Source organism: Bacillus sp. FSL K6-1012, assembly GCF_037964915.1.
Taxonomy (GTDB): Bacteria; Bacillota; Bacilli; order Bacillales; family Bacillaceae; genus Bacillus; species Bacillus halotolerans.
Genome location: NZ_CP150175.1, coordinates 3116843 through 3128653, shown reverse-complemented (window position 1 = coordinate 3128653; position 11811 = coordinate 3116843). Strand labels below are relative to the sequence as shown.

General features: G+C 45.3%; 11 protein-coding genes. 7 read left to right on the top strand and 4 right to left on the bottom strand.

The window, feature by feature from the left end; translation table 11 throughout:
* Nucleotides 1-4: 4 nt before the first annotated feature.
* From NSS75_RS16260 to NSS75_RS16245, 4 genes are read right to left on the bottom strand one after another with little or no spacing between them, the layout of a single operon-like run.
* Nucleotides 5-835, bottom strand: coding sequence for a carbohydrate ABC transporter permease (locus tag NSS75_RS16260; protein WP_024122559.1), 831 nt, complete (start codon nucleotides 833-835; stop codon nucleotides 5-7).
* Complete coding sequence (locus tag NSS75_RS16255) at nucleotides 832-1743, bottom strand: sugar ABC transporter permease (RefSeq protein ID WP_095714556.1); 912 nt, start codon at nucleotides 1741-1743, stop codon at nucleotides 832-834. The genes NSS75_RS16260 and NSS75_RS16255 overlap by 4 nt, the downstream gene beginning before the upstream one ends.
* Nucleotides 1736-3013 (bottom strand): ABC transporter substrate-binding protein, encoded by a 1278-nt coding sequence (locus tag NSS75_RS16250; protein WP_185848702.1) that lies wholly within the window; start codon nucleotides 3011-3013, stop codon nucleotides 1736-1738. Before NSS75_RS16250 ends, NSS75_RS16255 begins: the two co-directional genes overlap by 8 nt.
* 10 nt (nucleotides 3014-3023) lie before the next feature.
* Nucleotides 3024-4082, bottom strand: coding sequence for a LacI family DNA-binding transcriptional regulator (locus tag NSS75_RS16245; RefSeq protein WP_339233914.1), 1059 nt, complete (start codon nucleotides 4080-4082; stop codon nucleotides 3024-3026).
* A 246-nt stretch (nucleotides 4083-4328) separates the two neighbouring features.
* Here NSS75_RS16245 and NSS75_RS16240 point away from each other — a divergent pair, with 246 nt between their 5' ends.
* The 7 genes from NSS75_RS16240 to NSS75_RS16210 all read left to right on the top strand — a co-directional run bounded on the left by NSS75_RS16240 (nucleotide 4329) and on the right by NSS75_RS16210 (nucleotide 11747).
* Nucleotides 4329-5228, top strand: coding sequence for an alpha/beta fold hydrolase (locus tag NSS75_RS16240; protein WP_339233911.1), 900 nt, complete (start codon nucleotides 4329-4331; stop codon nucleotides 5226-5228).
* A gap of 268 nt (nucleotides 5229-5496) precedes the next feature.
* Nucleotides 5497-6291 (top strand): 6-carboxyhexanoate--CoA ligase, encoded by a 795-nt coding sequence (gene bioW / locus NSS75_RS16235; protein WP_339233908.1) that lies wholly within the window; start codon nucleotides 5497-5499, stop codon nucleotides 6289-6291.
* Nucleotides 6263-7609 (top strand): adenosylmethionine--8-amino-7-oxononanoate transaminase, encoded by a 1347-nt coding sequence (gene bioA / locus NSS75_RS16230; RefSeq protein ID WP_339233905.1) that lies wholly within the window; start codon nucleotides 6263-6265, stop codon nucleotides 7607-7609. The genes bioW and bioA overlap by 29 nt, the downstream gene beginning before the upstream one ends.
* Complete coding sequence (bioF, locus tag NSS75_RS16225) at nucleotides 7599-8771, top strand: 8-amino-7-oxononanoate synthase (protein ID WP_339233902.1); 1173 nt, start codon at nucleotides 7599-7601, stop codon at nucleotides 8769-8771. Before bioA ends, bioF begins: the two co-directional genes overlap by 11 nt.
* Entirely contained in the window at nucleotides 8768-9463 is a 696-nt protein-coding gene (bioD, locus tag NSS75_RS16220) for a dethiobiotin synthase (RefSeq protein ID WP_339233899.1), read from the top strand. The genes bioF and bioD overlap by 4 nt, the downstream gene beginning before the upstream one ends.
* Nucleotides 9464-9465: 2 nt before the next feature.
* Nucleotides 9466-10473 (top strand): biotin synthase BioB, encoded by a 1008-nt coding sequence (gene bioB, locus NSS75_RS16215; protein ID WP_216394416.1) that lies wholly within the window; start codon nucleotides 9466-9468, stop codon nucleotides 10471-10473.
* A gap of 89 nt (nucleotides 10474-10562) precedes the next feature.
* Nucleotides 10563-11747: a cytochrome P450 gene (locus NSS75_RS16210; protein WP_339233896.1), complete on the top strand. Its 1185-nt coding sequence runs from the start codon at nucleotides 10563-10565 to the stop codon at nucleotides 11745-11747.
* Nucleotides 11748-11811 lie beyond the last annotated feature (64 nt).

The following is an 11811-nucleotide window of genomic DNA, read 5'->3' as shown; positions in this document are numbered from 1 at the left end:
TTCATTATCCTTTTACCGCGCCTGATGACAGCCCGGCAATAAAGTATTTTTGCAGCGCCAGAAACAGAATGACCATCGGCAGCATTGCCATGATGGCAGCCGCGGCGACCAAATGCAGATTGTTGGCGTTTTCTCCGAAAAAACCGGCCATTGCGACAGTAAGTGTCTGCACCTTCTGATCCTGTAAAAAGAAAATCGCAAATTGATAGTCATTCCATATAAAGACACAGGAAATAATACAGATGGTGGCAGTGATCGGCTTCAGCAAAGGAAATACGATCGTAAAAAAGATTTTCAGCATTCCCGCTCCATCCATTCTTGCCGCTTCTTCAAGCTCTTTTGGAATGGTTGAACGGATAAAGCCGGAATACAAAAACACGGTTAACGGCATATACGCCGCTGTATTGATCAAAATGGCGACTGCGTGCGTATTGACCATGCCGGCGTCCACAACCATTCTGTACAAAGGCACCATGGACGTTAACGGAGGGATGATCATAATTGAAATCAGCAGCGCGAAAACGGCTTTATTCAGCTTGGTTTCCCGCCGGGCAAGAGGATAGGCGGCCAGTGAGCCGAATATGATTAATAACAATGCCGAAACACCTGTGATGATGATTGTGTTGATAAACGAGTTGCCAAGTGAAGCGCGCTCCCATGCCTCAGAAAAATTTTGAAAGGAAATATCAGCTGGAAACAGCCATTTGGAACTGTAATCTCCTTTTGCTTTCAATGAAGTGGTCAGCAGAATGTAAAAAGGAATGAAATGCGCACAGGCTACAATGGCAGCGAGAAGTGTAATAAACCGCAGTTTGTTTGAGCGGGCGGCTCTCATGACATTTCCGTCTCCTTTCTTTTAAAGTACGCAAGCGCGCAAAAGCTGATGATCAAAATGACAAATGCCATAAATATGCCTTGTGTCGCAGCATATCCGGCATCCTGCCGTTTAAAATACAGGTCATACATAAACGTTGACATGGATTGCGACGCGTTTCCGGGTCCGCCTGCAGTGAGCGCAATTATCACGTCAAACAGCTTTAAGCCTCCGATAATGTTGATGACCATATTGATCGTGATCGAGGGCATTAACAGCGGCAGGGTGATGCCGAAAAACTGCTGGCCCCGTGTCGCGCCATCCATTTCCGCTGCTTCATAGTAATCTTTCGGAATGCTTTGCAGGCCTGCCAAATAGACAATCATGGCGATGCCGACATATTGGTACGTGTTAATCATGACGATGATCCATGGGTTCGAAGACGGACTGGCGAGCGCGTTGATCGGGGTGATGCCGAAAACGCCAAGCAGGTCATTAAGCGCACCTCCGTCATATGAAAAGAAAAAGTACCAAATGTAGCCCATAATGAGCGGACTGATCATAACCGGCAAATACACAATGGTTCTTGTTATCGCTTTCATTTTTATGCTTTGATTTAGCAGCAGGGCGTACAGAAGCCCAATGCCGTTTTGAAAAAAGGTGCTGCCGAGTCCGTATAGCAGCGTGTTTTTTAAGATATGCCATGTGTCCGGATCAGCAAACAGCCTTTCATACTGAGCGAAACCGACCCACTGATAAACCTGAGAAAATCCGTTCCAGTTTGTGAAGGTGATAAAAGCGCCTTTTACAAACGGATAAATCATGAAGATCAAAACGGAGAGCAGAGCCGGAATATACATCCACCAAAGTGAGGATTGTTTTTTCGGCTTGACCTGTTTCACATGAACATCTCTTGCGATCTCACTCATTGTTTTCAGCTCCCTGTGTTCCAGATTGCTCCCGGAGTCGTTTATATTCTCTTCCCAGCTTTTTAGAAATCTCGTTGGGTGTCAAAATGTCTGCCGCAAGCTCCTGGCCGACCGTTCCCATCACATCCCACATCCCGTTCGGCAGGTACAATCGGTCGAAATAGGGCTCGACTTTCATATTCTGATAATGCTGATAGTCTTTGGCATAGAAAATATCAGCTTTTACATTGGTCAGCCCTGAAGGAAGCGATGTGGCTTCAGCCATTTCTTTCGCATGGGCGGGACGAGCCATAAATGCGATAAATTGCTTTGCTTCCTTTAAATGAGGCGAGTCTTTCCATGCTGCCAGTGTATAGCGCTCGCCGCCAATCCATATCGGGTCATCACCGGAGTGTATAGCTGGTGTCGGGATAATCCCAACCTTTACATTCGGGTTAATTTGGGCGACGTCTTGGCCGAGGGTGCCGCCCTGCATGGTAAAAGCAATTTTGTTTTGAGCCATTAACTCAATGAGCTGTGATTTTTTTGCTGTTACGGCATCGATATTGATGAGTTTTTCTTTCTGCATTTGTTTGAGGGTATCTGAAAGATAAGTAAATTTGCTCCAATTGAAGGTGCCGTCAATGAGCTGTTTCTTTTCATTATGGGCAGGATCTGTGATGAGAAGAGGTGTTGCGAATTGGTCATAATATTGGGCGAAAGAGCTTTTATCATATCCGGCGAACCAGAAAGGAACGATTTCTCCATTGCTTTTTTCTTTAATCGTTCTCAGTGCTTTTATAAAGTCATCCATCGTTTCCGGCGGATCAATGCCGAAACGGTCTAACATATTGCGGTTGTACGCCAGGCCGTCCTTTGCTTGGTTGATCGGATATGCGTATACCTTTCCGCTTTTGTTTTTAAGGATGCTGTTTAAATTTGGATCAAGATTCTGAGTCCAGTCCATATCCCGGAGATCGGCTGTATACTCCCCGTACCTGATTTTCCCCCAGCCATGAGTATCAAAGAGATCAGGCAGATCATTGGCGGCCATTCTGACACGCATCATATTTTCATAGTCATTGCCTGGGAAATGAATGCTGACGCGAATGCCGCTTTCCTTTTCGAACGCTGAGGCTAGTTTTCTGAATGTGTTTCTTTCACTGTCCGTTGACATCGTAGAATAAATGGTTAACGTCTTTTTGCCTGTATCTGTAGCGCTTTCTTCAGATGAGCAGCCCGGCATAATCAGCAGAATAAGAGAGAGAAATAAAACAAATATGTGTTTCATCTTTTCCTCCTTATGATCTTGATGAACGTTTGTCTTGCGTCACCTCCTTAGCTGTATATCCGCAGCTTTGCCTGATGATCAGTGTTGTCGGCAGGGTGACTTGATGAGGAATTGTTCGGCCGTTAAAGCGGTCGAGAAGCTGTTTTACGCCTGTTCGGCCCATTTCCTCTGTATGCACTTTCACGGTGGTTAAAGGTGTGCTTGCAAACTCGGCCTCTTCAATGCCGTTAAAGCTGACAATGGCTGTATCCCGCGGCACATGCAGATCGGCTTCCTGAAGTGCTTTCAATGCGCCGATGGCCATAGAATCACTTGCGATAAAAAAGGCTTCAGGCAGCTTGCCTTGAGTGATGGCTTTTTTCATCAGACGATAGCCCTCGCGCATGCTGTAATCGCCGACCAGGACGTGTTCAGGCTGAGGATGGGCGGACTGCAAAAAGGCAGTCTGGCGTTTGTCCTCAATTGTTCTGCGAATGCTTTGGCCGTCCCTCAGTGTATGCTCCTTCTCCTGCCCGCCGATATAGCCTAATCGTTGGTAACCTAAATCGAAAAGGTGATCAATTGCCTGGCGTGCGGCGGCTTCAAAATCAATCTCAATCGAGTCGTATATCTGCGGATCGGGAGAATGATTGATAAATACGGCATGCTCCAATCGGCCGCTGATATGTTGAACGGCTTCGTCATGGACACGGCCGATAACAATGATACCGTCTAATTCCCGAAAAATATGCTCCTGGAAGGAACCGAGATGGATGGAGTTTGTAATGAAAATTTCCTGTTCAAAGCATTCTTTTTCAATTCCTTTGCGAATAGAAGAAAAATAAGGATCCTGCCGTTCTTCATCGGGAGATAAGCAGCTCAGCACCCCGATAAGCGGCTGGGCGCGCTGTTTTTGTCCGCGGGCTTTTCGGCGTTTAGCGACAGTTTGATAGCCTAGCTCTTCAGCGATACTGATCACTCTTTGTCTCGTTTCACCAGCCACAGAAAGCGAATGATCTTCATTTAAAATTCTCGAAACAGTAGCATTTGAAACGTTCGCTTTTAAGGCGATATCTTTTATACGAACCATGGTTGCTCCCTTTCATTTGAATGAGATTTACTAAAACAAAAGAAATATTTTACTCATACGTTTTTGATAAATTGATACTATCATATGAAAGTAAGCGGTTACAATAATGAATTTCAGAATATTTTGTTATATTTAGTGAAAGTTTAGTAAACTACGATTTTTGTTTCTATATACTGTGTGAAAAATAAAGGGAATAACAAATCCGTCTCGTACATTGAAGATAAGCGAAGAAGGAAGGGTGATGGGATGAGTAACGAAAAAAGAGAGCTGCTGTTTCGATTGCTTGGTGATTTACCTGATCGGAAGCATACGGGGGCGGAAACGCTGCGTATTGAGGAAAAAGAGGGATATATAATTGAAACGCTGCTGCTTGATATAAATGGGCTTGAAAAGGTGCCTGCATATATTGTGAAGCCGAAAGCCGCAAAAGGACGGTGCCCGGTTATATTATTTCAGCATTCGCATGGCGGGCAGTATGAACGGGGAAAAAGTGAACTGCTTGAGGGAGCGGATTATTTGAAAGCGCCTTCTTTTGCTCGGGAGCTGACTTCTCTCGGATATGGCGTATTGGCAATCGACCATTGGGGATTTGGAGACAGACGGGGAAAATCAGAAAGCGAGATTTTTAAAGAGATGCTTCTGACGGGCAGGGTGATGTGGGGCATGATGATTTACGACAGTATAAGAGCCATTGATTATGTGCAGAGCCGCCCTGATATTCAGCCTGACAGAATCGGAACGATCGGCATGTCTATGGGGGGCTTGATGGCTTGGTGGACAGCGGCGCTTGATGAACGGATTAAGGCATGTGTGGATTTATGCAGTCAGGTTGACCATCATGTACTGATTGAAACACAGAATCTTGACCGGCATGGCTTTTATTATTACGTTCCGTCTCTTGCCAAGCACTTTTCTGCATCAGATATCCAAAGCCTGATCGCACCGCGACCGCATCTTAGTCTTGCCGGCATACATGATCGGCTAACACCCGCTGAGGGAGTGAACAAAATCGAAAAAGAATTAACAGCTTTGTATGCTGAAAAAGGGGCTTCTGATTGTTACCGTATGGTGCGCTCCGCTTCAGGGCATTTTGAAACAGCTATGATGAGGCATGAAGCTCTGCAGTTTTTGAAAAAGTGGCTGTGACATGAAAAAGGGCAGGCTTTACGTGTTTTTCTGAAATGGTTCTAAACAGGTAAGGAGGCGAGCATCTGCCCGTCTCTTCTTTTTTTAGTGGATCAATACAGTTATCAGGAATATACATGATAAATAGATTTTGTTTATGAGGAAATGGCGTTCTGATATTGACAGAATTGTGTATACATAATAGTATTCTAATTGTTAACCTTAATTTATAAATGGTTAACAAATAGAATGCTTTCTTCTGTAATCAAAGCTGAAAGGGCGAGAAGGTATGCAAGAAGAAACATTTTACAGTGTCAGAATGAGAGCTTCTATGAATGGGTCTCACGAAGATGGAGGAAAGCATATATCCGGCGGAGAACGGCTCATCACGTTCGATAATATGAAACGTACGGTGAATGCTTTATTAGAAAAAGGGTTATCTCACTCTAGAGGAAAACCGGATTTTATGCAAATTCAATTTGAAGAGGTTCATGAGCCGGTTAAGAAGATTCATCCATTACCAATGAAGACAAATGAAGTAGAATCCCCGGAAGAGGGACAAAGTCTTGCCCGATTCTTATTGGGGAAAGCGGGTGTTCCAAGAAAAGTGATTGAAAAAGCATATCAACAAATTTCTGAATGGTCAGGTATCAGGGGAGCAGTGGTGTTTGATATTCACACTGGCGAACGAATTGATCAAACACACGATAAAGGTGTACGGGTGTCCAGAATGGATTGGCCGGACGCCAATTTTGAAAATTGGGCGTTCCGCAATAACATGCCGTCCAATTCAAGAATAAAAGAGGCCCTTGCACTTGCTTCAAAAGTGAGTGAGCATCCGGCAACTGTTGCAGAATTATGCTGGTCAGATGACCCTGATTACATAACAGGCTACGTCGCGGGTAAAAAATTGGGCTATCAGCGTATTACAGCAATGAAAGAATACGGGACTGAAGAGGGCTGCCGAATCTTTTTTGCTGACGGCTCTGTAAATGTAAACACATACATAAATGATCTCGAGAAGCAGCCTATTTTGATAGAGTGGGAGGAAGATGATGACTCAAGATTTGATAGAAAAAAGTAAAAAACATCTTTGGCTGCCTTTTACTCAAATGAAAGACTATGATGAACATCCCTTGATCATCGAAAGCGGCAACGGAATCAAAGTAAAAGACATTAACGGCAAGGAATATTATGACGGCTTTTCTTCCGTTTGGCTTAATGTGCACGGGCACCGCAAAAAGGAATTAGATGAGGCCATCATAAAACAGCTTGGCAAAATTGCTCACTCCACATTATTGGGCATGACCAACGTTCCGGCGACTGAACTTGCCGAGACCTTAATCGAGATCAGTCCGGAGAAGCTGACGCGTGTTTTTTATTCGGACAGCGGTGCAGAAGCGATGGAAATTGCTCTTAAAATGGCGTTTCAATATTGGAAGAACATCGGGAAGCCTGAGAAACAAAAATTTATTGCAATGAAAAATGGGTATCACGGCGATACGATCGGTGCCGTCAGTGTCGGTTCAATTGAACTGTTCCACCACGTCTATGGCCCGTTAATGTTTGATAGTTATAAAGCTCCGATCCCTTATGTATACCGCTCTGAAAGCGGCGATTCTGTGCAGAGCCGTGATGAGTGTCTCTATGCGCTTGAACAGCTGCTGAAGGAACACCATCACGAAATTGCAGCACTTTCGATTGAATCAATGGTTCAAGGAGCATCCGGCATGATTGTGATGCCGGAAGGATACTTGGCAGGTGTGCGCGAGCTTTGTACAGCTTACGATGTCTTAATGATTGTTGATGAAGTTGCCACTGGTTTTGGGCGTACGGGGAAAATGTTTGCATGTGAGCACGAAAATGTTCAGCCTGATCTAATGGCTGCCGGCAAAGGCATTACAGGAGGCTATTTGCCGATAGCTGTCACTTTTGCCACCGAAGACATCTACCATGCATTCTACGATGATTACAAAGAACAAAAAACCTTTTTCCACGGTCACTCCTATACAGGAAATCAGCTTGGCTGTGCGGTTGCTCTTGAAAACCTGAGATTATTTGAATCTGAAAACATCGTTGAACAAGTCGCGCAAAAAAGTAAAAAGCTCCATTTACTTCTTCAAGACCTGCATGCACATCCTCACGTTGGGGATATTCGGCAGCTCGGCTTTATGTGCGGCGCAGAGCTTGTTCAGTCAAAGGAAACCAAACGGCCTTATCCTGCTGATCGGCGAGTGGGGTACAAAGTTTCTTTGAAAATGAGAGAGCTCGGGATGCTGACGAGACCGCTCGGCGATGTAATTGCATTTCTGCCTCCGCTTGCCAGCACAGCTGAAGAGCTCGAAGCAATGGTGTCTATTATGAAAGAAGCGATCCAAGAGGTAACCAGCCTTGAGCATTGACAGCTGGTTAAGCCGCCGGTTAGACAAAGCGAAGGGAGCCGGCGTATACCGTACACTGCGAACAATGAATGGGCCTCCAATTCCGGAGATGACGATTGATGGCAAAAATCAAACGGTCTGGTCGTCAAACAATTATTTAGGTCTCGCAAACCATAACCGCTTGATCTCTGCAGCTCAAGAAGCACTGCAGCAATTTGGAGCAGGAAGCACCGGCTCGCGTTTAACGACGGGCAATTCGATCTGGCATGAAAAACTCGAAAAAAAGATTGCCGGCTTTAAACGGACAGAAGCGGCTTTACTGTTTTCAAGCGGCTATTTAGCCAATGTCGGTGTCCTTTCTTCGTTACCTGAAAAAGGGGACGTCATTTTAAGTGATCAATTAAATCATGCAAGTATCATCGATGGCTGCCGCCTGTCTAAGGCTGATACGGTCATTTATCGCCATATCGAAATGGCTGATCTTGAAGAAAAACTGAAAGAAACACAGCGGTACCAGCGCCGTTTTATCGTAACAGACGGGGTATTCAGCATGGATGGCACGATTGCCCCTCTTGATCAGATCATCTCTCTTGCTAAAAGCTGCAATGCTTACGTGATCGTTGATGATGCGCATGCAACAGGTGTTTTGGGAGAATCAGGAGGAGGGACGAGTGAACATTTCGGTGTTTGTCCTGACATTGTCATCGGCACGTTAAGCAAAGCTGCCGGAGCGGAAGGGGGATTCGCTGCAGGTTCAGCGGTATTCATCGACTTTCTGCTGAACCATGCCAGAACGTTTATCTTTCAAACCGCTATTCCGCCGGCAAGCTGTGCAGCTGCCCATGAGGCGTTAGACATCATGGAGGCCAGCAAGGAAAAACGACAGCTTTTATATTCTTATATCCAGATGATCAAAACGAATCTGAAGCACATGGGCTATGTGGTGAAGGGGCATCATACACCGATTATTCCGGTGGTCATCGGCGATACCCGAAAAACGGTCACGTTTGCTGAAAAACTGCAGGACAAAGGAATCTATGCCCCTGCCATTCGTCCGCCGACCGTTGCGCCAGGAGAAAGCCGTATCCGATTAACCATCACTGCTGGGCACAGTATGAGGGATATTGATCATTTGCTGGAAGCATTTCGTTCAATCGGAAAGGAGCTGAACATCATTCCATGAGAGGTTTTTTTGTAACCGGAACAGATACAGAAGTGGGGAAAACGGTGATATCCTGCGGTCTTGCAGCCTTATTGCGGGAAAATAAGATGGATGTCGGAGTATTTAAACCATTTTTAAGCGGGATCTCCCCTCATCATCCAGAGAGCGATACAAGCCTGCTGAAAGAGATGTCGCAAACGAGTCTTTCGCATGAAGAGATTACGCCTTTTGCATTCAAAGAGCCGCTAGCTCCATACGTTGCAGGAAAGCTGGAGGGCAAGGCTGTCAAAATGCAAGAAGTCGTACGCCATTGGGAGCGGATAAGAGAAAAACATGGATGCTTCATCGTAGAAGGTGCGGGCGGGATTTCTGTGCCATTAGGAGAGGATTTTTTAGTCAGTCATGTCATAAAAGCGTTACAGCTTCCAGTGATTATTGTGGCCCGCCCTCATCTTGGAACGATTAATCACACCTTTTTAACTGTTCAATATGCCAAAAGCATGGGTCTTCCAATCGCCGGAATCGTCATCAATGGAATCAGTGATTCTCCTGATCATGATGAAAAAACCAATCCTGAAATGATTGAGAGCCTATGCGGTGTGCCGCTATTAGGAGTGACGCCAAAGCTGATAAACACAACAAAAGAAACGATTCAGGATATGGTGAAGGACCATATAGATTTATCATTACTGATCAATCGAGTGGGGGCATGAAAATGAATCAATGGATGGAACTTGCAGACCGGGTGCTGGACGGAGCAGAGGTGACCAACGAAGAGGCGCTTTCGATTTTAAACTGTCCAGATGAAGACATCTTGCTTTTGATGCATGGAGCTTTTCACATCAGAAAACGATTTTATGGAAAAAAAGTAAAGCTCAATATGATTATGAATGCAAAATCAGGGCTCTGTCCGGAGAATTGCGGCTATTGTTCCCAGTCTGCGATTTCGAAAGCGCCGATTGAGACTTACCGGATGGTGAAAAAGGAAACCCTTCTGGAAGGCGCAAAGCGGGCGCATGATTTGAACATAGGTACATACTGTATCGTGGCAAGCGGCAGGGGGCCGTCCAACAGAGAGGTCGATCAGGTCGTAGAAGCAGTACAGGAAATAAAAGAGACGTATGGGCTGAAAATTTGTGCGTGTCTCGGACTGCTAAAGCCGGAGCAGGCGAAGCGGCTGAAAGCAGCCGGAGTAGACCGCTATAATCATAATGTCAATACATCTCAGAGAAATCATTCAAACATTACCACGTCACATACGTACGAGGACAGGGTCAATACGGTTGAGATTGCAAAAACCTCCGGCATGTCTCCATGTTCAGGCGCCATTATCGGGATGAAGGAAACGAAGCAGGATGTCATCGATATAGCACAAAGCTTGAAAGCCCTTGACGCTGATTCCATTCCGGTGAATTTTTTGCATGCGATTGACGGCACACCATTAGAAGGCGTAAATGAATTAAACCCGCTGTATTGTTTAAAAGTGCTGGCGCTGTTCCGTTATATCAATCCGTCAAAAGAAATCCGCATTTCTGGTGGAAGAGAGGTCAATCTCCGCTCATTGCAGCCATTGGGGCTGTATGCCGCCAACTCCATCTTTGTCGGAGATTATTTAACGACTTCCGGACAGGAGGAGACGGAGGATCATAAAATGCTGAGTGATTTAGGATTTGAAGTAGAATCGGTCGAAGAAATGAAAGCCAGTTTAAGTGCAAATAGCTGAAAGCAAGAATAGAAGCAATCGGTGTCATGTCGATTGCTTTTATTTTTATAGAGTCAAAATGATGATGTCAGAATCATGAGAGGGAGCATATGACAATTCCAATTTCACTTACACCTTCTGCGTTTTTTAAAAACCCTTATCCTTATTACGATACATTACGTTCTGCACACCCTTTATATAAAGGGAATGTTTTGAAGTATCCAGGCTGGTATGTCACGGGATATGAGGAAGCGGCAGCAATTCTGAAAGATACCAGATTCAAAACACGTGTCCCGCTGCCCGAGACGTCTATGAAATATAAGGATCTAAATCATGTCCAGAAGCAGATGATGCTGTTTCAGAATCAGCCTGATCATAGGCGTCTGCGTCTACCGGTCAGCGGCGTATTTACTCCGAGAATGACAGAGGGCTATCGCCCATTTATAAATGAAACTGTCCATCAGTTGCTTGATCAAGTGCAAGGGAAAAAAAAGATGGAGCTGATTTCTGACCTTGCTTTTCCTTTGGCAAGCAGCATTATAGCTAAGATCATAGGTGTGCCGGCAGAAGGAAGGGATCAATTTAAAGAGTGGTCGTCAAGCCTTGTTCAAACGATTGATTTTACCCGATCAAGAAAGGTGTTAACAGACGGCGATCAGATCACTGTAGTGATGAGGGAGTATTTTAGAGAGCTCATTCAAAAACGAAAACAAAAACCGCAGCATGACGTGGTCAGCATGCTGCTGAAGGAAGGACAGGCTGGTAAGCTGACGGAGGAGGAAGTGGCATCAACGTGTATATTGCTGGCGATCGCCGGACATGAAACAACAGTGAATCTCATCAGCAACTCAATTCTTTGTCTGCTGCAGCATCAAGAACAGCTTTTGCAGCTCAAAGAAAACCCAGCTCTGATTCATACCGCAGTTGAGGAATGTTTACGTTATGAAAGCCCCACACAAATGACAGCCCGTGTTGCGTCAGAAGATATTGAAATGAATGGCGTAACGATTCGACAAGGGGAGCATGTCTATATTCTGCTGGGGGCTGCCAATCGAGACCCAAAAGTATTCGCGCATGCCAATGAGTTCGATATCACCAGAAGCCCTAATCCCCATCTTTCATTCGGACAGGGCCACCATATTTGTATAGGTTCCTCACTGGCACGGCTAGAAGCACAAATTGCAATTAACACTCTTCTGCAGCGCATGCCCGGCCTGCAGCTCGCTGTTTCTGAAGTGCGATACCGGAAGCTAATTGGTTTTAGAGCGCTTATGGAGCTGCCGGTTATTTTTTAATGAAGGTTAAAGGAAGCCATGTGAATGCTGAAAACGTGTCATCCCCGGCGAAAATGGGCAATCT

Bases quoted from the DNA above. Each gene is read 5' to 3' on its own strand.
- NSS75_RS16240 (WP_339233911.1), top strand. From the start codon at position 4,329: ATGAGTAACGAAAAAAGAGAGCTGCTGTTTCGATTGCTTGGTGATTTA.
- NSS75_RS16210 (WP_339233896.1), top strand. From the start codon at position 10,563: ATGACAATTCCAATTTCACTTACACCTTCTGCGTTTTTTAAAAACCCT.
- bioB (WP_216394416.1), top strand. From the start codon at position 9,466: ATGAATCAATGGATGGAACTTGCAGACCGGGTGCTGGACGGAGCAGAG.
- bioD (WP_339233899.1), top strand. From the start codon at position 8,768: ATGAGAGGTTTTTTTGTAACCGGAACAGATACAGAAGTGGGGAAAACG.
- bioW (WP_339233908.1), top strand. From the start codon at position 5,497: ATGCAAGAAGAAACATTTTACAGTGTCAGAATGAGAGCTTCTATGAAT.
- NSS75_RS16255 (WP_095714556.1), bottom strand. From the start codon at position 1,743: ATGAGTGAGATCGCAAGAGATGTTCATGTGAAACAGGTCAAGCCGAAA.
- NSS75_RS16250 (WP_185848702.1), bottom strand. From the start codon at position 3,013: ATGAAACACATATTTGTTTTATTTCTCTCTCTTATTCTGCTGATTATG.
- NSS75_RS16260 (WP_024122559.1), bottom strand. From the start codon at position 835: ATGAGAGCCGCCCGCTCAAACAAACTGCGGTTTATTACACTTCTCGCT.
- NSS75_RS16245 (WP_339233914.1), bottom strand. From the start codon at position 4,082: ATGGTTCGTATAAAAGATATCGCCTTAAAAGCGAACGTTTCAAATGCT.
- bioA (WP_339233905.1), top strand. From the start codon at position 6,263: ATGACTCAAGATTTGATAGAAAAAAGTAAAAAACATCTTTGGCTGCCT.